The following is a 21,199-nucleotide window of genomic DNA, read 5'->3' as shown; positions in this document are numbered from 1 at the left end:
GATGAGGTTCATAAATGAAACAGATATTAAATTCAAGGAGAGTACAGGATTTGAACCTGCGCGCCGGTATAAGCCGGTTCGCCGGATTTCGAGTCCGGTGCATTACCACTCTGCCAACTCTCCATAACACACTAAACAATTATAACAAACCTAGCAAAACTTGCAACTGCTAGTCGATAATATTTAGTGCGCTGATGCAATTTTAGTATTCCATTAAACTAAAGATATCGTAGCCCTTGATCTTATCACGGCCGTGGAGATCTTTTAGTTCAATAATAAAGGCAGTTCCAACAACGATGCCACCTAATTCTTCCACCAATTCAATCGTGGCACCGATCGTACCGCCAGTAGCTAATAAATCATCGGTTACTAAGACCCGTTGACCGGGCTTAATGGCATCCTTGTGCAAATAGAGCGCCGACTTACCGTATTCAAGATCATACGTTGCCTTGACCGTTTCTCGTGGTAACTTACCCTCTTTACGGGCTGGTGCGAAACCGATCCCGAGTTCGTAAGCTACCGGACAGCCCACAATAAAGCCCCGTGCTTCGGGACCAACGATCATGTCCACGTTCTTGCTGCGGGCATAATCCACTAGCTGATCCGTTGCGTAGCGGTATGCTTTTCCGTCTGACATCAGTGGTGAAATATCACGAAACATAACGCCAGGCTCAGGATAATCCGGCACTGTCGCAACGTACTTCTTTAAATCAATCGTCATTTTAAATAGCAACTCCTTTAATCTTGTGCAATTAGCGAGGTTAACAAAGACTTGAAATCAGCCGTTTCGCTATACAATAGTTGTTTTTCAGTTTCAATCTGCTGCTGTCGTTTTTGGTAACTTGGTGCGTCAGTAATTTGACGGTGCGCTGGTTGTTTAACCTCATTCAGCTTGCCATTGGTAATGGTCACGAAGGCCAGCTCCCGAAAAATTTGCAACATCAAGACTAACTGAGTCGGCACGATTTGTAAATACTTTGCCAGCTCATTCAGTCGATGAGAGACATCTACATCACGATGCGTTTGAACGAACCTAAATAGTTTAGCATATTGTGCGCGATCTGGCATCCCCAAAAGGTAATGACTTTCCTTTAAATAAAAATAAATGACGATTTGATCCGCTTTAACGGCTTTGAGTGCCGTCTGTAAATCACTGATTTTGGCCGGACAATCCACCAGATACATGGTCGGTGTATGTATCTCACCTACCCGTTCAGCATCCGCCAGAAGCCAAGAATTAGCCGTAGCTGGAATTTGAGACTGCATCTTTTCATAAAGTCGTTGATTAAAGAAAACGTAAGTTGCCTGCGCATCCTGAAACATTTCCGGCCGTAATTTTTGCGTTCGTTGGTCATTGATCACCAAACCGTCAACAGAAAGGTCCTTCACCATGATTTGCATGGAGGTCCGTCCCTGCCAAACGTTAGTATCAATTTGACCGACTACCTTAACCTGTTGCGGCGCGCTTTGAAGAACTGGTGCTAACTCACCGGCACCAAAATCAATGGCGTTTAGCTGATGGTTTTGATCTGTCAATTGGAATTTCAGGTGTTTACCCTCAGCACCGATAGCCTTAACATTTTGAACCGCGCTGGGTTTAAAAGCAAACATTGGGACTGGGTTATCGGTTCCAAACGGTGCTAATTGTCGTAATTGGTCGTAAAGGTCTTCTGAGACATCGCCAACCGCCATTTCAGATGCTACGGTTAGCTGCGTTTTCGGCTGGTCAGCCAAGTTTTGGTCAGCTGCGGCCTGATCAAAGCCCGCCTGCAACTGCGCTAACTGATCGGCTTTTGCGGTCATGCCCACCGCAGCAGCGTGCCCACCGAAATTAACCAGCAAATCACGCTGGCCATCAAAAGCGTCAAACAGGTTAAAGCCGGCGACGCTGCGGCCTGAACCCTTAGCAGTCCCGTTGTCTGAATTCACGTTTAAAACAACGGTTGGCTTGCCAGTTGCTTCGACCACCTTGCTGGCAACGATACCCAGCACACCTTCATGCCAGCCTTTCCCAGTGATCAGCATAGTCGGATGAGCCCGGTGCTTTTCATCTTGTGCCTGAGCCAAAGCCACTTCACTGATGTCAGCCACTAGCTTTTGCCGGTACTTATTCTGTTTTTCGGTCAGCGCTGCTAATTTTTCAGCCCGATCTTCATCCAAAGTGGTTAACAGTTCGACGGCTGGTGCTGCATCGTCTAGCCGGCCTAACGCGTTTAGCCGGGGGGCAATGCCAAACCCAATGGACTGTTCATCGATCTGATCTGGTGCGATGCCGGCTTCCTTAATAAGCGCAACTAAGCCTAACCGATCCGTTTGCGAAAGCAGCTGCAGCCCAGCGGTGACTAAGACCCGGTTTTCATCTACCAGCGGTACCAAATCAGCTACCGTCCCGATAGCCGCTAGATCCAGCATCTCCTGAGGGATTTCATCTAATAGTGCGGTGGCCACTTTGAAGGCCACACCCGCACCAGATAACCCGCCAAAGGGGTATTGGCTGTCCGGATGCCGCGGGTGAATAATCGCGTACGCATCCGGCAATTCATCAGGAAGTTCATGGTGATCAGTCACCACCACATCACACCCTAATGCGTTCGCCCGCGCAATGGCTTCGTTGCCGGCAACCCCGTTATCCACGGTCACAATAAGTTGTGTCCCGTCTTTGATCAAACGTTCAAAAGCCGCGACGTTAGGCCCATAACCATCAACAAACCGGTTAGGAATAAAGTAATCAACGTTTGCGCCGATTTGATCAAGTGTTTCATACAAAATGGAAGTGCTGGTGACACCGTCCGCATCATAGTCACCGTAAATCGTGATGTGATCACCATTAGCAACCGCCGTTTGAATCCGTTCCACGCCTTTTTGCATATCGTGCATCGCCATGGGATCATGCAATTGAGAAAGGTCGGGGTGTAAAAAGCGTTCTGCCTTTTCCTGGGTATCGTACCCGCGATTAAGTAATATCTGAGCGACCATGGGTTGAATGGACAACGTGTCTGCCAATTGCGTTGCTTCGGCACTAGGACGATCCACGTTTTTTATTTGCCAATCATAATGCGGTTCAATCATGATCATCATCCTTTGTCTGTGGTTGACTACTGTCAGGCTTGCTTGCACTGACTGAGTTTACCTGCGTGTGCTTGGTTTCGTCTAAGCGGGTTTCTAAAGCCTGAATACGGTTGTTCTTCCGTTTAATCATTTTCTTGTTTTGATAATTAGAGATCGTTGCAAAGAGAAACATTAAAATAGCGCCCAAAAATACGGCCACTAATAAAATCAGTACCAGCGGCCACGAAACGGTCGTAAATCCAAAATGGACCGGCACCGATTCGGTATTCATTACCGAAAAAATGGCAATCAGGATCACAATTAAAATAGCAATAATGGCTTTTCCTTGACGTTTCATTGAATCGCCCCCTATTCCCGTTCCTTATCAAACGGAATATCAACGACATCAAAATCTTTCACAACTTTTGTGTTACTAAAAACTGCTTGTGCTTGCTTTTCCAAATCATGTGCGAGTTTGCCATTATAGCGCGCAGAAATATGATTTAATAAAAGTTTCCCGACGTGCGCATCTTTCGCAATATTAGCTGCCTGAACATTAGTTGAATGATAGTAACTGTGAGCCATCGCTGCTTCATCCTTTGCAAAGGTACTTTCATGCACCAGCACATCGGCATTTTCAGCTAACTTATAACTATTAGCAGTCTTACGCGTATCGCCCAAAATTGCAACAATTCGACCCTTTTGTGCATGCCCAATATAATCATGGCCATCGATCTTTCTGCCATCGGGTAACGTCACTGTTTCACCGGCTTTAAGCTGGCCATAGATGGGACCAGACGGCACCTTATCTGCTTGAAGCTGATCAACCATGAGTTCACCAGGATGATCACGTTCCACGACCCGATAGCCAAAGGTTTCAATCTTATGATCTAAGTGTTCAGCATACACCGTGAACTTATTGTCATGAAAGATTTCCCCGCCACTTGTTAATTCCACAAATTCGATGAAGTAGGATAATTTAGTTTCTGAAACTTTCAAACTGGTTAGCACAAAATTACGGATCCCTTTAGGCCCGTAAATGGTTAACTTATCGTTACCGCCTTGAAATGAGCGGCTGCTTAATAGGCCCGGTAACCCAAAAATATGGTCCCCGTGCAAGTGAGTAATAAATATTTTATCGATTTTACGCGGCTTGATCGTGGTTCTCAAAATCTGTTGCTGAGTGCCCTCACCGGCATCAAACAGCCAGATGGAATTGCGTTCTTCTAGTAGCCGTAATGCTAAGCTGCTGACGTTTCTAAATTTTCCAGGGGAACCAGCACCGGTACCTAAAAATTCAATTTGCATATCTGTCGTCCTTTTCTATCAATCTTGCACCGAACATCTCAGCTGGTGTGATCCGGTCCTTCTTGCTCGGATCCTAACCCTATAATTGTATCAGATTCACCGTGTGATTGTTTGCTTTTTTAACTGAAATTATGAATGTTGTTTGGGATAAAACTAAACAAACGCCGGTTGAATATTGTCGCCAAAGATAATGTATAATCAGTAATAGAGGGAGTGGATAATTTGCGTTTACGAGAGCTTATCACATTAGTGCATCAGTTAGATGCTAGCTTAAAACTGGGCTTTGATACTAATCCCATCAAACCGATTTCTGGGATGTCAGCTTCCGATAATCACCTTAAACTACATACCGTCACGCAAACGCCTTTAACTGTCAAAACTTTTCGGCAGCACGCGACTCACTTTGACCAGCAACTAGTCGTCTTTAAATCTGACGAGGAGCGGCTTTACGGCTTTCGTCAGTCCGGTCACTGGTTATTATTTAAATAATGGAGGTCCTTTAATATGTTACGTAAACGTTTCATGCTAACTGCCATTCTGGCAGCTGGCCTCATTCTAACCGGCTGCGGCGGCCAGGCAAAGTCAAGCGATCGATCATCGTCAAACTCACAGAATTCGTCCAGCCCACAGGTTAAAGTCCCGGAAAAATCGGCTTCCGATCAGGCAAATATGAAACCATACAGCGTTCCTAATACCGAAAAGCATAACCGTCGCTACCAAAAATCGGGGCTGCTAACACTTCCGGGTCAGTTCGCCTATGATCAAGCGGGCACTAAACTAACTTTATTTCAGAATAAACGGCTGAACCAGCAAACAACGAGCCCCGGCATTCGTTATCAAATAACGGCTGCTAAGCGATTTAAAAATAACGCTAAAACCAAACGTGCCATGCAGATGGCTCAACAGGCGTTCAACATTGGTCAAATTCCTAACCCCTACCAAACTTTACAAATTAAGTTTACGGTTAAAAACACTACCAGCCATGCGGTTAAAATTGACGGCATTCAAAAAATCAGCCTTAACGGTTCAAGAACTGTTGCTTCTAATGGTATTAGCGATCCTAGCGCTGGCCAACTTATTCAGAAACGCAGTGCCCGAACCTTTTCAGCGATGATCTTAGTCGGCCCAACGAGTTTCAAAATTCATCAATTAGACGTTAAATTCTCCGGAAGCTTTAATGATTCCGGCCAGCCAGTATCACAGGCCCCCACCGCGATCACCATAAGGTTTTAATCCGCGTCTTGACACTAAAACGAACCTGTGACTTAAGTCTATATTGATAAGGATGCAAGGTAATTTTTTGAGTAAAACATAGCGTAAGCCTTACTTTTGTTCACTCCTTTAATATAGCCTTAACCCGCTCCATAACTCAGATTCCGGCCATTTAACCCCCAAAAGCGCCCTTCCGATCAGAACCATCGGAAGAACGCTTTTGGGGGTTAAATTCTGGAATCTACCGAGTTATGTCACGGCCTCGTTTTTTAATTCTCTGGCGTATCCTGGGCTTGGGAATTCGTTAATCGTTTAATCAATAAACGCGTATAGTTGCGGTTACCAACCGGATTAGGGTGCACATTATCCGTGTAGAACCAGTCCTTATGGTCCTTACTGAGGCTATGCCAATCAACGAGTTCGACGTTAGGATAACGTTTAGCGGCTTTAGCAATCGTTTGGTTAACGGAAGTCTGCCAATTGCGAGTCGGCACGTGAGTGTTCACCCAAAAAATACGACGCTTGGGTCCAATCATGTGAATCACTTGATTGATTTGGCTATTGCTCATCGGACTATTAGTCCCCAAATTAACAACCACCGTGTTCGCCAGCGCGCCCTGTGCTTTCAACGAAGCAATTTGCTTTGGGGCTTGCCAGATCTGCCGTCCGACACCTGCTGATACGTACGTATTAGGAATCACCTGACGAATATCCTTGGAAACATCCACCATCACGGAATCCCCAATGGCGGTCACTGACAGGTCTTTCGCCTGAATATACTGACGCTTAGATAACCCATACGTCTTAACCAGTTCTTTTTGATGCGCAGTTAATTTAACTTTTCTCCAAGCAGCCTGCTGTTTCTTTTCAGCAGCGGCTTTTTTTGCAGCTTGACGCTGTTTTTTTAAAGCAGCCTTGTTAGAAGAGGCATCCTGCTTTTGATTATGCTTAATCCTCGTTTGTAATGCCGAATCTTTAGCTTCCGAGTGAGCGGGGGAAGTAGCAGCACCAAAAAGCGCAATGCCCGTTACCAAGATGGCTGGAATAACCGCATAACGGGCCATCCCAAACTTCTTCGGGTTCCGGAAAAACTGCTTGATTGCCATTGGCAATTGGCCATAATGATAATGACGTAAAGGCCGTTCCAAATACCGGTACGATAAATCGCTGGCAATGAGGATCAAGACGGTCTCTATCAACGCATTCAAGACTGGGTGCGCTGCAATATTAGTCACCTTCGCCTCGTAAAAAATCATGATGGGAAACTGATACAGGTAAATTCCGTAGCTTCGTTTCCCTACCCAATCAAAAACCCGATTAGTAAACAGCTGATTCATAAAACCGGCTGGATGAGCCACCGTTGCAACTAAAATCGCCGACAACAGCGTAAACAAAAACATACCGCCATGATAAGTGGCGCTAGCCTGCCCTGACATCGTAAAAAACATGATGATCAACAACGCCAGGCTCACAATACCCGTACCGTTTAATAGCCACTTTGCCTGACTGTTCAGCTCACTTTTTAGTTTGGTGGCCGGCCAAACAAAGGCCAGTGCAACACCAAGTAAAATAGCAAACATCCGCGTATCGGTACCGTAGTATACCCGGTTAGTCATTGCAGTACCCGTATAGAGGTATCCCATCCAAATAGCAGACAAAACCGATAATCCTAAGACAAAGTAAAAAATCGACTTTCGTTCTTTAAAAATAAACAGCAGTATCACTAAAACGAGCGGCCATATTAAATAGAATTGGCCTTCAATTGAAAGTGACCAGAGGTGTGTAAACGGTGATTCGCCGTTAAACCGATCAAAGTAGGACTGGCCGTGGCCAATTTCCCACCAATTGTACACGTAAAGCAGATTAGTACTGATAATGGCTTTTAAACTCACAAACAGTGACCGTTGAAATAAAGTAATGTACGCTGCCGTAGTCAGGACCATCGTCACCAGCGCAGGATAAAGTCGCTTCATTCGCCGAACGTAAAAACTGGCAATGTCAATTCGCCCATTCTGCTCGTATTCCTGTAACAACAGATCAGTAATTAAATAACCAGACACCACAAAGAATATTGGAACGCCCAGATAGCCCCCTTGCAAGCTATAAGGCAATAGGTGATAAACAATAACACCAATCACCGCAATCGTCCGGATTCCATCAAACCCAGAAATATAACGGCTGTGTTTAAGCCGTTTTCTCCCTGCGTGTTGCATCGATTCTCCCTCGTTTCATCTCATATGTTAACTCAAAATTTTATTCCACAAATTCAAAGGTAAAGTCGTCGATTTGAACTAAATCACCATTATGAGCACCCTTTGCTCGTAAGGCATCATCGACACCCATTCCTCGCAGTTGACGTGCGAATCGCAACGTACTTTCTTCGTGGTCCATGTTGGTCATTTGGAACAATCGCTCTAATTTGGCCCCTGTAAGTACCCAGGTACCGTCTCCATCACGGTTGATTTCAAAATCATCCGCTTCTGCCGGCTGATCATCAGTGAGCAGCATCTTTTGCAGGTCGTCGACACCCTTAACAGGAAAGGCCGGCGTTTGATCAAGGATCTCAACCGTCTTTTGAATGAGTGGGGTTAACCCTTCATGAGTGACGCTAGAAATTGCCATCACAACTGGTGGCGTAGCCAACGTCGTGTCCTTTGCCAACTTCTGCTTCAACGTTGCTAAATTAGCCGCTGAATCAGGCAGATCCATTTTAGTTGCAACGACAATTTGCGGCCGCTTCAATAAATCCGGGTCATATTTTTTCAGTTCAGCATTGATTTTTAAGAAGTCATCGTAAGGATCGCGATCCTCAAACCCGCTGACATCAATTAAGTGCAACAGAACTCTTGTCCGTTCGATGTGCTTTAAAAATTCAATCCCAAGACCGACGCCGTCAGCCGCACCCTCAATTAATCCAGGTAAATCGGCCACCGCAAAATCACGCCCGTCACTTAGTTTAACCATCCCTAAATTAGGGGTCAGGGTTGTAAAATGATATTCACCGATCTTCGGCTTGGCACTGGTAATTGCCGCCAATAAGGTTGATTTACCAACCGATGGGAAACCAATTAAACCAACATCCGCCAATAATTTTAGTTCTAAGCGAACGCGGCGCTCTTCTCCGGGAGCACCATTTTCAGCCAATTCGGGTGCCGGATTTTTGGGCGTAGCAAAGTGGACGTTTCCACGTCCGCCACGGCCGCCTTGAGCAACGACAACTTGATCACCGACCTCAATTAAGTCGGCAATGACCATATCAGTCTCATCATCGATCACGGTAGTCCCTTGGGGAACCAAAATAACGCGGTCTTCGGCACCGCGACCGGTCATGCCTTTAATACCACCATTTTGACCATGATCGGCCTTAAATTTTTGATTATAGCGGAAGTCCATCAGGGTACGAAGCCCCGTACTTACTCGGAACACAACGCTGCCGCCGCGACCGCCATCGCCACCGGCCGGCCCGCCGTTGGGCTCATATTTTTCACGCCGGAAGGCAACCATTCCGTTACCACCATTTCCGGCCTTAACATTTATTGTTACGTGATCTACAAACATAGCTTTTCTCCATTATTCTCTTGCTTTCGGACTTTCCTAACCTTGCTATTATCTAATGAATATCGTTAAATTACCACCGTTTATTGAAAGTTTTTTAAGTTTACCCTTCACTGGCCTCAGTTGTTTTGGCTAAAGTCAGGTGAATGGTGTCGGCAACCTCTTTAGAAATCCCTAGTTCATGCAGTTCTTCTGGTGTAGCAGCCGCAATTTTCTTCATTGAGCCAAACTTTCGCAGTAGTTTATTTCTGGTCTTTGGCCCAACGCCTTGAATATCATCCAAGCGGGAACTAAGCGAGTTTTTCGCATGAACTTTTCGGTGAAACGTAATGGCAAACCGGTGAACTTCATCTTGAATTCGCTGTAATAAATAAAAGCCCTGTGATTTAGGATCAAGGTGCTGCGGAGTATCGTTGACCTCTGACAGCAGATCCGCGGTCTTATGCTTATCGTTTTTAACCATTGCAGCGACCGGAATGTCTAATCCGAGTTCATTGATCAAAACGTCCTTTGCTGCTTCTAACTGAATGGCACCACCATCCATTAAAACCAAGTCAGGCATTGTCTCATGTTCTTTCAGCAACCTCGTATAACGACGCCGAATGACTTCCCGTGTGCTGGCAGCTTCATCCGCGTGATGCACCGTTCGCAGCTTATATTTACGATACAGGCTCTTATTCGGCTGACCGTCCACAAAGACGACCATGGCTGAAACTAAATCAGCCCCCTGAATGTGGGAGTGGTCAAACGCCTCAATCTTATGTCCCGGAGCAATTCCCAACGCATCGGTGATCTCTTTCATGGCACCGGTCGTTTTTTGTTCATCGAGTTCCAGCAAGCGGAACTTTTCCTCCAAAACTAAGCGTGCATTTTTACCCGCCATTTCGAGCAGTGCACGTTTTTCACCGCGCTGTGGCGTTCTGACTGGCATGGGCAGCATCTCTTCCAGGATATCCTTTGGTAGACTGTCAGGTACCAGAATTTCCTTTGGAAAGACACTGTTCTTCCGGTGATAAAATTGAATAATGAAACTAGTCATTTCTTCAATCTCATCGTTCACAATCGGGAACAACCGTTTTTCCCGTTTGATCAGCCGAGCCTGCCGAATAAAGAAAACTTGAACCGACAGCCAGCCCTTATCCAGGTAGAAATTAAAGATATCCCGTGGGGTTTGATCATTGGAAATAATCTTTTGCTTTTCGACGGTCACTTCAATGTAGTGCATTTGATCGCGAATCTCGGCCGCCCGCTCAAACTCCAAATTATCTGAAGCCTTCTGCATCTGAGCGTTTAAATGCCGCTTCACAGTTGCCACATTTCCGTTTAAAAACGACTTAATTCGTTCAATCTGCTGATCATACTTTTCCTTCGGCACTTCTTTAAAACAGGCGCCCAAACACTGCCCCATGTGATAGTACAGACACGGCCGGTTTTGGAAACCGTTGCAGCGACGCAGCGGATAGACCTTTTGCAAGAAATGTAAGGTTTCTTCAGCGGCATAAACGTTAGGGTACGGTCCAAAGTAGTAGGCCCCATCCTTGCGAATCGAGCTGACAATTTTCATCGTAGGATCCCGTTCATTCGTGATTTTAATGTAAGGATAACCCGTTCCCTGCTTTAACTTGATATTATAGTGCGGCTGGTGCTTTTGGATCATCGTAATTTCAAGCAGGAAGGCTTCCTTATCCGTTGACGTCACAATGGTTTCAAAGTCAGCAATTTCTGATACCAAGCGAGCCGTCTTGCCTTCATGGCTACTTTTAAAATAGGAACGCACCCGGTTCTTCAAGTTTTTGGCTTTACCAACGTAAATAATGTGCCCGTTAATGTTTTTCATCATATAGATACCAGGCATGTCTGGTAACAATGCTAATTTATGTTCTAAATATTCCGTAGCCAAACGGACGGCCTCCCTTCACATGATTATCTGGGAAGCTGATCTCGAACTTTCCCAGTTTCGACGTTTTATTATAACCCCGAATAAGTGTTTGGGGCAAGCTAGTCGCTTATGCTTACCGTAACCATGGGTTAAACTGACAATAATAAAACACCATGATTCGAATATCGAATCATGGTGTTTTTGATCATCTTGATTAGCTATTAATAATCTTGCTGATAAAGTCTTTAGTCCGCGGATTTTGAGGGTGTTCAAACATTTCGTTAGGCTTGTTTTTCTCAAGAATATAGCCGTCCGCCATGAACCAGACTTCGTTGGCCACTTCCCTGGCAAAGCCCATTTCATGAGTAACAACCACCATGGTCATGCCATCCTCAGCCAGTTCCTTCATAACGGCCAGTACTTCACCGACCATTTCGGGATCCAAAGCACTGGTTGGTTCGTCAAACAGCAGCATTTCGGGATCCATTGCTAAGGCTCTAGCAATCGCCACACGCTGTGCCTGTCCACCTGATAAGCTGCTTGGATAAACGTTAGCCTTTTCTTCCAGGCCAACCCGTTTAAGCAAACTCAAAGCTTTGTCTTCTGCTTCTTTATCAGACATCTTTTTAACCCGGATCGGTGCCAGTTTCAAATTATCAAGCACCGTCAAATTAGGGAACAAGTTAAAACTTTGAAAGACCATTCCCATCCGTTCACGTAACGTCGTGAGTTCTTCTTCTGAGAATTTCGAAGTATCTTTGCCTTCAAATAAGACTTGACCTGCCGTTGGCTTCTCCAACATGTTCAAACAACGTAAAAACGTACTTTTTCCAGAACCTGAAGGGCCAATCACACAAATCACTTGACCAGGCATAACCGTGCCGTCAATTTCTTTTAGGACTTCGGTATCGCCATAGTTTTTTTGAAGTTTCTTAACTTCAACTAATGGTTTATTTTGCATGTTTCATTCTCCCTTCAAAGTAGTTTAGAACTCTTGTTAAAATAAACGTCATCACGAAGTAAATGCACATTGCGACAAACACTGGCATAACACCACGATACGTATCGGCACGCACAATGTTTAACTGGTAAATCAAATCAGTAACACCAATGATGGAAACAATTGAACTTTCCTTAACCAGTGAAACAAATTCGTTACCAAGTGCTGGCCAAATATTCTTCAATGCTTGAGGTAAGACCACGAAACGCATGGTATCGCTCTTGGCTAACCCCAAACTAGCAGACGCTTCCGTTTGTCCCTTATCAACCGAGTTAATACCGCCACGGATGATTTCCTCGACATAAGCACCACTGTTCAGCGAAACGGCAATGATACCTGATAATAATGCCGGCAGGTTAACAATGATCCCAACACCAAAGTAAACAAACATCACTTGAACCATCAATGGTGTCCCACGAACAAATTCAACGTAGGCCACTGAAATGGCGTGCAGCAACTTACTCTTGCTAAACCGCATCAATGCCAAGATGGTTCCCAGCAAAACCCCAAAAATAACTGAAATTGCAGAAATCAATAACGTGTATTCGATCCCTTTAGCAAAGTAAGTCCAGTAGTGAATCATTGAAGTGTTAGTGGTGTTAACCTTCATGTACTTCCCTGCGTCAGCCAGGTACTGAGTCGTCATGTGCTTAGCCTTGATCTTATCAATACTCTTGTTAACGGCTGCAGCTAAAGTACCGGAACCCTTTTTAAAGGCCATCGCAGAACCAGTTTCGTTCTTATTCAAATGATAACCGGATTTGATCATTGCCAAATCATGGTCGTTCTTAACGTAAGCTTCAGCTGACGGCGTTTCAATACCAAGCGCATCGATCTTGTGGGTCTTTAATGCCAGTACAAGGTCGGTGTTCTTATCCATTCCCTTAACCGTTGCGCCAGGAATCTTGGATTTAGCTAAGTTGTATTGCAACGTCCCTGTCTGGGCACCGATCTTCTTGTGAGCTAAGGCAGCTTTATTCTTATACTTACCTACATCAGTCTTATTGATCAGGAAACTTTGACCACCATTGTAGTAGATTTCCGAGAAATCAACACTTTGACGCCGCTTAGCAGTTGGGTTGATCCCACTCATAGCCACGTCGGCTTTACCTGTTTCGACGGCTACCAAAACGGAATCATACGACATGGACTTGATTTCTAGCTTAACGCCCAAATCCTTAGCAACCTGTTTCATGATGTCGACATCCATACCAACAATTCTGGACTTGCCATTCTTGCTGACCTGGAATTCATAAGGCGGGTAATCTGGCGAGGTCGCCATAACGATTTTGCCCCGATCCTTAATTTTTTGAAGTGAATCATCCGCTGCATACGCAGTAGTGTGGTGCGTTGGTTGAACTGTAAATAAAACGAATAATGACAAACACAGTGTCACGATAGTGAGTAATATATTTTTCCCCTTGGCTTTCATTCACCCTAACTTCCTCTCTAAATTTAAGTAACTCCTACATTACACCAAAATCATTCTTTATGCAATAAAAAACGGGAAAAAGTCTCGTTTATACAAAATAAAGTTGTTTTTTGCGTTATATACACTTTTATATACATTATGCATCTGATTGAAAGAAGCCACTTAAATTGGAACCGTTTGGCCGACATATTGTCCAATCGGGTTCGGTCAGGAAGGTCGCCGTTTAACACGTCGCTCTTACCGCACACCTTCTTCCACCTTTCTTGCTTTCCCCCTTTCTCCATGATAAACTAAGCCCAATGAAGGAGTTGACTGCATCATGGGATTGAAAGTAAAACGTCAAAATGACCTCGACGCAATGTTCGGTAAATTTGCCGAAGCCGATATCAAAGATGAAAAACGTGACAAGTTTTTAAAACACGACGAACAAAAAGATGCGACTAAAAAGGCTAAGGCTTTAATTAAAGAACATCGCGACTATCATAAATAATGAAAAAACGGCACTCAAGGGTGTCGTTTTTTTCTGACTTCCATTAAATCAATATTTCGAAATTTTTTAAGGAGGGAAAGTGTTATTGTGAACCTCATATTGCCACATTTTAAATTCCTGCACACGATTGCCGCTGGACGTCGGCATACTATCGCAATTAAAACAGATGGCACGGCTGTGGCTGCCGGCGATAACCAGTTTGGGCAATGTGACGTCAGTCAATGTCATCATGTTCGGCTACCAAACGCTTTTAAAATCTTATTTTTTTGGACAAAAAAGGCTTCCCCTACAGGAAGCCTTTTGCTGTTCTTAATCGTCAATTTCTTTTTTAGCCTGTTCAATTTGTTTACGAACCTGATCAAAACCAGTTCCGCCTTCCGAATGACGGCGTTCAACCGCAACTTCTGATTTCAAGTCGTTATAAACGTCTTCTTCGATTTTGGGCGATGCCTTCTTTAACTCGCTTAATGACATATCCTGTAAGTTCTGATGAGTCTGAATACCCTTCAAAACTAACTGCCCCACAATGCCATGTGCTTCTCTAAAAGGCACCCCTTTAGTTGCCAAATAATCCGCTAATTCCGTCGCGTTCGAAAAATCATTTTCCGTTGCAGCCTTCATGTTGTCGGCCTTAACAGTTACCGTTGAAAGCATTCCGTTGAAGACTCGTAACGCTGGTAATAAGGTTTTGACTGTATCGAAGACCCCCTCCTTATCTTCTTGCAGATCCTTATTGTAGGCCAGCGGCAATGACTTCATCGTGGCTAATAACCCCATCAAGTGACCGTATACACGGCCGCTTTTACCACGAATCAACTCCGCCATGTCTGGATTCTTCTTCTGTGGCATGATCGAACTACCGGTGGTATAAGCATCCGATAATTCTAAGTACTGAAATTCATGGCTGACCCACATACTAAATTCTTCACAGAATCGAGACAGGTGCATCATTAAAATCGAACTGTTGCTGAGAAATTCTACCGCAAAATCACGGTCTGAAACGGCATCCAGCGAATTCGCGTAAACCTTGCTGAAACCTAACGTTTTCGCCGTCATTTGACGATCGATTGGAAAGGTTGTGCCAGCTAACGCTGCAGCACCCAGCGGTGAAATATCCGTATGCACTTCATTAAACGTAAACCGTTCCTTGTCACGCTTAAACATTTGGTAATAGGCCATTAAGTAATGACCATATGAAATCGGCTGTGCGTGCTGCAAATGCGTGTAGCCTGGCATGATCGTCTCAACGTTCTTCTCTGCTAAACTGATCAGCGTTTTTTGAACCGTCGTAATTTCATCAATAATCTTTGGTAACCGTTTCTTCAAGTACAGATGGAAGTCTGTTGCAACTTGATCGTTACGTGACCTGGCAGTGTGCAGTTTTCCCGCCACCGGTCCGATTCGATCCGTTAAAATACTTTCAATATTCATGTGAATATCTTCGTTTTCGACGGTAAAGGTCAACTTGCCGGCTTCCAGGTCTTTTTGAATGCCTTCCAATCCGGCAATGATCTGATCACAGTCGTCAGAAGGAACGATCCCGGTTTTTTGCAACATTTTAACGTGGGCTAAAGAACCTTCAATATCTTCTTCAGCCATTAATTGATCAAAGGAAATGGAAGCCCCAAAAGCATCGACCCAAGCGGCCGCTTGCTCTTGAAACCGGCCACCCCAGAGCTTTTTGGTTGCCATTACTTGGTCGCCTCCGTTTGATTCTTCTTTTGTGCCTTTACGGCTACTTTCACCTTGCTCTTGGTGTTGTGGGTAACTGCATTAACAAAGGCCGTCTGCTTATTCTTCATTTTGACCTGTGAGTAGACCGTTGTTGGTAAGCCCCATAGTTTGATGAAGCCCTTGGCAGCTTCTTGATCAAATGAATCAGCGGCAGTATAGGTTGCTAAGTTCTTATCATACAATGAACTATCTGACTTCCGACCTAGCGTAATCACGTTGCCCTTGAACAATTCAACCTTGATAACACCACTGACAACTTCTTGCGTCTTCTTCAAGAAGGCTAACAAAGCATCCATCAATGGAGAGAACCAGAGTGCATTGTAAATCATTTCGGTTAACTGCTTTTCCACAACTGGTTTGAAGTGGGCTAAGTCCCGTTCAAAAGTCAGGTCTTCCAGCTGTTTATGAGCTTTCATCAATACGGTGGCAGCCGGTGCTTCGTACACTTCACGAGACTTGATGCCGACTAACCGGTTTTCAATGTGGTCGATCCGGCCAATGCCGTGTTCACCGGCAATCTTGTTGAGTTCCTGAATTAAATCAGCTAACTGCATTGCCTTCCCGTTCAACTGAGTTGGCACTCCCTTAACGAAGGTAATTTCAATATCGGTTGGGGTATCGGGCGTTTTATCAATTGGGTTGGTCAGTGCATAAGCATCTTCTGGCGCACTGACCCAGGGATCTTCAAGCACGCCGGCTTCGTTAGCACGGCCCCAAATATTAGCATCAATTGAATATGGTGAATCTAAATCAATTGGAATCGGAATATTGTGCTTTTTAGCATAATCGATTTCTTCTTCCCGTGACCAGTGCCAGTCCCGAACTGGGCTCAATACTTCCAACCCAGGGTTCAAGGCGTGGATGGCAACTTCAAACCGTACTTGATCGTTACCCTTCCCCGTGCAGCCGTGGGCAACCGCTTGAGCATTTTCTTGTTGGGCCACTTCAACTAACTTCTTACTGATCAGAGGACGTGATAATGCGGAAATCAGTGGGTATTCGCCTTCGTAATACGTATGACCCTGCAAGGCCACCATCGCGTAATCCTCAGCGAATTCTTCAAGGGCATCGATCACATAAACTTTAACGGCACCAACGTTTAATGCTTTTTGCTTAATGAAGTCTAAATCTTTACCTTCACCAACATTGATGCAGCAAGCAATCACATCGTAACCCTTATCTTTTAACCAAGGAATTGCGACCGAAGTATCTAATCCGCCTGAATATGCTAATACAACTTTTTTATTATTTGTCATGTTACCGCCCTCTCATTTCATCTTTTTACTTAATGATACGAGATTAACACCTGTATTCAGTAAATGCAAGTGTTTTTTATTATTTATACATAAAAATAGCCAATATTACAGTTAATATACATTATTTATGACTGGCCTTTAGCACTAATAACAGCTTGTATCAGGCTTTTTACTTAAATGTCGTATTCAAAAAAAAGTTCGCAAATCAGTTGATTAATTACCTGATTTGCGAACTTTTATTAATTAATGATTATTAGGTGAATCCGGGTACCGCTTATTCAAACGGTCAATATTGCCACTGGCGACGTCCTCAAAGGGAATGTCCGCCCATTCAGCAACTTGGGACAAGTACCAAAGGACATCACCCATTTCCTTGACCAGCTTTTGCTTATCCAAGGATTCTCCCTGAAACGTATATTGCTTAACTAAATCAACAACCTGCCCCGTTTCACTAGAAAGGCCCAAGGCACAGTTGGTTAACACTTGTTCACTGCCAAAAAGAGTTCGGTTGGCAGCTTTTTGATAGTCATTAAATTCCATGATCATTTTCCCCCAAACGCGTGTTGTTCGATCCACTGCCACACATCATCTTTACCTGCCTTGGTTTGGGCAGAAAAAGGCAGCAAATCATCTTCCGGACGAATTTGTAACGTCTTTTTTACCAGGCTGAGCTGTTTGTTCCACTTTGCGCCAGGAATCTTATCCATTTTGGTTGCCACCACCAACGTTGGGATTTCGTAATAACTCAGCCAAGTATACATGGTTTGATCGCCTTCCGTTGGTGCGTGACGCCCATCAACCAACGAAACTACGCCACGTAATGTCTCGCGCGCGGTGAGATAAGTTTCAATCATTTCTCCCCATTTCTCACGTTCTGATCTAGATACTTTAGCGTACCCATAACCAGGAACGTCTACAAAATAGAGCTTATCTTCAACGTGATAAAAATTCAGCGTCTGGGTCTTCCCCGGCTGGCTAGATGTCCTAGCATAACTATTCCGGTTGATCAAAACGTTGGTTAACGAAGACTTACCCACGTTTGAGCGACCAACTAACGCAATTTCTGGTTGTCCCGTTTTGGGATATTGTTTGGGATCAACCGCACTCATCACCAGTTCAACATTGTGTACTTCCATTGTTACCTCCCGTTTGGTTTTTGCCTAAATAAAAGCCGCATGCCCCATAACACGGAACATACGGCGTAAATGTCAGCTGACATTAGTTGCGGACCGACAGCTTAAGAAGCCTTTTGATCCTTTAAGATGAGTTCCGGCTCTTGGTGATCCTTTACAGTATCACCAGTAACGATGACCTTCGCAACATCATCACGACTTGGCAGTTCAAACATGATATCACGCATAACATCTTCAATGATCGATCGAAGGCCACGCGCACCAGTATTACGCTTCAACGCCAACTTAGCCATTTCCCGTAACGCTTTATCTTCAAAATCCAGTTCGACGCCATCAAGCGAAATCAAACGTTGATATTGCTTAACCAGAGCGTTCTTAGGTTCCGTCAGGATTCGAACCAAGTCATCTTCAGAAAGCTTCTCTAAGGCCGTTAAAATTGGTAAACGCCCGATAAATTCGGGAATCAAACCAAATTCCAGCATGTCTTCAGGGACAACGTGCTGCATCAGGCTTTCTGACTTATCAATTGGCTGGTGAGTTGAGTCCGCACCAAAACCGATTGTTTTATCACCAAGACGGTTCTTAACAATGGTTTCGATACCGTCAAACGCACCACCCACAATAAACAGGATATTGGTCGTATCAATCTGAATAAATTCTTGTTGCGGATGCTTACGGCCACCCTGCGGCGGAACGTTAGCAATCGTGCCTTCAAGAATCTTCAGCAGTGCTTGTTGAACACCTTCTCCGGAAACATCACGTGTAATCGAAACGTTTTCGGCTTTTTTAGCGATCTTATCAATTTCATCAATATAGATGATACCCTTTTCAGCACGTTCAACATCGTAATCAGCGTTTTGCAATAACTTCAAAAGGATGTTTTCAACGTCTTCACCAACGTAGCCTGCTTCAGTCAAGGTCGTTGCATCAGCAATGGCAAACGGCACGTTCAAAATCTTCGCCAGTGTCTGCGCCAGATAAGTTTTACCAGAGCCGGTCGGCCCAATCATGGTAATATTACTCTTCTGTAATTCAGGACCATCATTCTTGTTAGTGGCCATTTCATTCACACGTTTGTAGTGGTTATAAACAGCAACTGAAAGCGTCTTTTTGGCTTCAGTTTGACCAATAACGTACTGATTTAAAGAATCAACAATTTGCTGTGGAGTTGGCACATCAAAAACCGTCTGTGAGCTTTCTTCACTAAATTCTTCATCAATGATTTCTTTACATAAATCGATACATTCATTGCAGATATAAACTCCAGGACCAGCAACAATCTTTTTAACCTGATCCTGCGACTTACCACAAAAAGAACAATTTACGGGGCCAGTTGTATCAGTATTTTCAAACAATTAAGAGTCACCCCTCTTTAAATTCTACATTTATATTTTTCTTTAACGCAACTGCTACTATACCATACAAAGATGGGAGTGGGAAAGTAAAAGCTCAAACAGCCCACGCTACAAACGGCGTTAATCATACCTTTTAGGCCATTTGATTTTTTCTTGCAGTTCTCCACTCGTACATCATTCAATAGCCCATATACACAAACAAAGGCCCTAACAAGAATCAACCATTCTCGTCTTTAGGGCCTTTGTGAGCAACGTTAACGTTAAAAACTACTTGTCACTTTTTTCGTTTTCTTCGTCTTTTTTAGACTTGTCTTGCTTAGCTGAGTCAGTAATCAGGTCAACGGCCTTCTTAATGGCAATATCATGCTTCAGCATGTCATCTGAAAGTGCTGAACGAACAGCGCTTTCTTCCATCCCATATTGACCGGCAAGATCTTTAACTTCTGCCTTTAAATCATCCTCAGAAGGTTCGATCTTTTCAGCATCAACAATGGCTTCCAGTACTAAGTTAGTCTTTACACGACGTTCTGCATCTGCAGCAAACTGTTTGTGCAAATCATCTTCGCTAGTACCTGTTAGCTTGAAGTAAGTCTTAGGGTCGATACCTTGTTGTTGCATGTTTGCTAAGTATTGATCCATTTGACGATGAATGTCTTCTTCCTTCATTGCGTCAGGAATTTCTTGAACTTCGGCGTTATCAACGGCTTCGCCAATGGCTTCGTCTTCGATAGCATTGTGAGCAGCTGTCACTTTCTTTTCCTTCAGTTCATCCTTGATCTTGGCCTTTAATTCGTCTAAGCTGTCAACTTCTTCGTCAACATCCTTAGCAAATTCATCATCAAGATCAGGTAATTCCTTCTGCTTAACTTCGTGAATAGTCGTCTTGAAAGTGGCTTCCTTGCCTTGTAAGTTTTCAGCTTGGTAGTCATCTGGGAAGGTCACCTTAACATCAACATCTTCACCAGCCTTGTGGCCAACTAATTGGTCCTCAAAACCTGGGATGAATGAGTTAGAGCCTAATTCGAGTGAATAGTTATCAGCTTTTCCACCATCGAACTGCTTGCCATCAACGTAACCGTCAAAGTCAATAACAACTGTGTCGCCCTTAGCAGCTGGTTCGTCTTCTTTCAAAACTAATTCAGCTTGTGATTGACGACGGCTTTCTAATTCAGCATCGATGTCCTTTTGGTAAACACGCGTGTTTTGCTTAGTAACACTTAAGTCTTTGTATTCACCCAGCTTAACGTCAGGCTTTACAGTAACAACAGCCTTTAAAACCCATGGCTTGTTCTTTTCCATGGATTCAACGTCAACTTGTGGTTGATCAACTGGTTCGATACCTGCTTCTTTGATTGCTGCCTCATAAGCATCAGGCAAAACAATGTTCAAAGCATCTTGATAAAGGGCTTCTTCGCCGTACATCTTGTTAAAGATCTGACGTGGAACCTTTCCCTTACGGAAACCAGGAACAGCTAAGTTCTTCTTGGTCTTTGCGAAGGCTTGGTCTAAGCCTTTCTTAATTTGGTCGGCACCGATTTCAAAGGTTAATTCACCCTTGTTAGTGTCCTTTTTTTCCCATTTTGCAGCCATTATATTCCCTCCGAAATTAAATATATCTTCGAATACGATCATACTCAAATTGCGTACAGACTTTAGTTTAACGTAAGCAAGCTCAAAAGTAAACATTAGACTGCACGCAACGTATGGAAGACAGTCGTTTTATGATTCATTATTTTACTGGGATTCACTCAAATAAAAAAGTCCGAAAAGGTAACCTTCTCGGACTTTTTATGTTCA

The 21,199-nt window shown here is 44.1% G+C and carries 19 protein-coding genes and 1 tRNA gene; 4 read left to right on the top strand and 16 right to left on the bottom strand.

Going from position 1 to position 21,199, the window contains the following annotated elements:
• Positions 1-35 precede the first annotated feature (35 nt).
• The 5 genes from CES81_RS04775 to rnz form a co-directional block, all read right to left on the bottom strand.
• Positions 36-123: transfer RNA gene (locus tag CES81_RS04775), tRNA-Ser, on the bottom strand.
• Positions 124-202: 79 nt separating this feature from the next.
• Positions 203-721, bottom strand: a complete 519-nt coding sequence (locus tag CES81_RS04770) for an adenine phosphoribosyltransferase (protein ID WP_089088501.1) — start codon at positions 719-721, stop codon at positions 203-205.
• A 17-nt stretch (positions 722-738) separates the two neighbouring features.
• Complete coding sequence (gene recJ, locus CES81_RS04765) at positions 739-3,069, bottom strand: single-stranded-DNA-specific exonuclease RecJ (RefSeq protein WP_089120884.1); 2,331 nt, start codon at positions 3,067-3,069, stop codon at positions 739-741.
• Positions 3,062-3,406: a LapA family protein gene (locus CES81_RS04760; protein WP_089088503.1), complete on the bottom strand. Its 345-nt coding sequence runs from the start codon at positions 3,404-3,406 to the stop codon at positions 3,062-3,064. Before CES81_RS04760 ends, recJ begins: the two co-directional genes overlap by 8 nt.
• A gap of 11 nt (positions 3,407-3,417) precedes the next feature.
• On the bottom strand, positions 3,418-4,356 hold the full coding sequence (gene rnz / locus CES81_RS04755) for a ribonuclease Z (RefSeq protein ID WP_089088504.1): 939 nt from the start codon (positions 4,354-4,356) through the stop codon (positions 3,418-3,420).
• A 222-nt stretch (positions 4,357-4,578) separates the two neighbouring features.
• On the opposite strand from rnz, the gene CES81_RS04750 reads away from it, so the two are divergent.
• Together CES81_RS04750 and CES81_RS04745 are read left to right on the top strand one after the other, a co-directional pair.
• Positions 4,579-4,845: a hypothetical protein gene (locus CES81_RS04750; RefSeq protein WP_089120883.1), complete on the top strand. Its 267-nt coding sequence runs from the start codon at positions 4,579-4,581 to the stop codon at positions 4,843-4,845.
• Between the two features lie 15 nt (positions 4,846-4,860).
• The gene (locus tag CES81_RS04745) at positions 4,861-5,589 is read left to right on the top strand and encodes a hypothetical protein (protein WP_089120882.1); all 729 of its coding nucleotides are present in this window, start codon (positions 4,861-4,863) and stop codon (positions 5,587-5,589) included.
• A 248-nt stretch (positions 5,590-5,837) separates the two neighbouring features.
• On the opposite strand, the gene CES81_RS04740 is transcribed toward CES81_RS04745, so the two are convergent.
• From CES81_RS04740 to CES81_RS04720, 5 genes are all read right to left on the bottom strand, one after another.
• Positions 5,838-7,781: an acyltransferase family protein gene (locus tag CES81_RS04740; RefSeq protein WP_089120881.1), complete on the bottom strand. Its 1,944-nt coding sequence runs from the start codon at positions 7,779-7,781 to the stop codon at positions 5,838-5,840.
• A gap of 40 nt (positions 7,782-7,821) precedes the next feature.
• The gene (gene obgE / locus CES81_RS04735) at positions 7,822-9,126 is read right to left on the bottom strand and encodes a GTPase ObgE (protein ID WP_089088508.1); all 1,305 of its coding nucleotides are present in this window, start codon (positions 9,124-9,126) and stop codon (positions 7,822-7,824) included.
• Between the two features lie 100 nt (positions 9,127-9,226).
• Entirely contained in the window at positions 9,227-11,023 is a 1,797-nt protein-coding gene (gene uvrC / locus CES81_RS04730; RefSeq protein WP_089120880.1) for an excinuclease ABC subunit UvrC, read from the bottom strand.
• Positions 11,024-11,216: 193 nt separating this feature from the next.
• On the bottom strand, positions 11,217-11,963 hold the full coding sequence (locus CES81_RS04725; protein ID WP_089088510.1) for an amino acid ABC transporter ATP-binding protein: 747 nt from the start codon (positions 11,961-11,963) through the stop codon (positions 11,217-11,219).
• Positions 11,953-13,434 carry an ABC transporter substrate-binding protein/permease gene (locus tag CES81_RS04720; protein WP_089120879.1) on the bottom strand — a complete coding sequence of 494 codons (1,482 nt, stop codon included), beginning with the start codon at positions 13,432-13,434 and terminating at the stop codon, positions 11,953-11,955. Before CES81_RS04720 ends, CES81_RS04725 begins: the two co-directional genes overlap by 11 nt.
• 319 nt (positions 13,435-13,753) lie before the next feature.
• Here CES81_RS04720 and CES81_RS13500 point away from each other — a divergent pair, with 319 nt between their 5' ends.
• Both CES81_RS13500 and CES81_RS13775 read left to right on the top strand, forming a co-directional pair.
• Complete coding sequence (locus CES81_RS13500) at positions 13,754-13,924, top strand: SPJ_0845 family protein (RefSeq protein WP_179211632.1); 171 nt, start codon at positions 13,754-13,756, stop codon at positions 13,922-13,924.
• Positions 13,925-14,011: 87 nt separating this feature from the next.
• Positions 14,012-14,332 (top strand): RCC1-like domain-containing protein, encoded by a 321-nt coding sequence (locus tag CES81_RS13775; RefSeq protein WP_225356346.1) that lies wholly within the window; start codon positions 14,012-14,014, stop codon positions 14,330-14,332.
• On the opposite strand, the gene argH is transcribed toward CES81_RS13775, so the two are convergent.
• The 6 genes from argH to tig all read right to left on the bottom strand — a co-directional run bounded on the left by argH (position 14,234) and on the right by tig (position 20,992).
• On the bottom strand, positions 14,234-15,616 hold the full coding sequence (gene argH / locus CES81_RS04710; protein ID WP_089120877.1) for an argininosuccinate lyase: 1,383 nt from the start codon (positions 15,614-15,616) through the stop codon (positions 14,234-14,236). The genes CES81_RS13775 and argH overlap by 99 nt on opposite strands.
• Complete coding sequence (locus CES81_RS04705) at positions 15,616-16,914, bottom strand: argininosuccinate synthase (RefSeq protein ID WP_089088514.1); 1,299 nt, start codon at positions 16,912-16,914, stop codon at positions 15,616-15,618. The genes argH and CES81_RS04705 overlap by 1 nt, the downstream gene beginning before the upstream one ends.
• 243 nt (positions 16,915-17,157) lie before the next feature.
• Positions 17,158-17,454 carry a nucleoside triphosphate pyrophosphohydrolase family protein gene (locus CES81_RS04700; RefSeq protein ID WP_089088515.1) on the bottom strand — a complete coding sequence of 99 codons (297 nt, stop codon included), beginning with the start codon at positions 17,452-17,454 and terminating at the stop codon, positions 17,158-17,160.
• Between the two features lie 2 nt (positions 17,455-17,456).
• A complete protein-coding gene (gene yihA, locus CES81_RS04695) occupies positions 17,457-18,050 on the bottom strand; it encodes a ribosome biogenesis GTP-binding protein YihA/YsxC (RefSeq protein WP_089120876.1) in 594 nt (197 codons plus the stop codon).
• Positions 18,051-18,151: 101 nt separating this feature from the next.
• Positions 18,152-19,402: an ATP-dependent Clp protease ATP-binding subunit ClpX gene (gene clpX, locus CES81_RS04690; protein ID WP_089088517.1), complete on the bottom strand. Its 1,251-nt coding sequence runs from the start codon at positions 19,400-19,402 to the stop codon at positions 18,152-18,154.
• Between the two features lie 267 nt (positions 19,403-19,669).
• Positions 19,670-20,992, bottom strand: a complete 1,323-nt coding sequence (tig, locus tag CES81_RS04685) for a trigger factor (protein WP_089088518.1) — start codon at positions 20,990-20,992, stop codon at positions 19,670-19,672.
• Between the last annotated feature and the right edge of the window lie 207 nt (positions 20,993-21,199).

Origin of the sequence: Secundilactobacillus pentosiphilus, from assembly GCF_002217985.1 — a bacterium.
Classification (GTDB): domain Bacteria; phylum Bacillota; class Bacilli; order Lactobacillales; family Lactobacillaceae; genus Secundilactobacillus; species Secundilactobacillus pentosiphilus.
The sequence above is the reverse complement of the archived record's forward strand: the minus strand, read 5'-3'. Positions and strand labels throughout refer to the sequence as shown.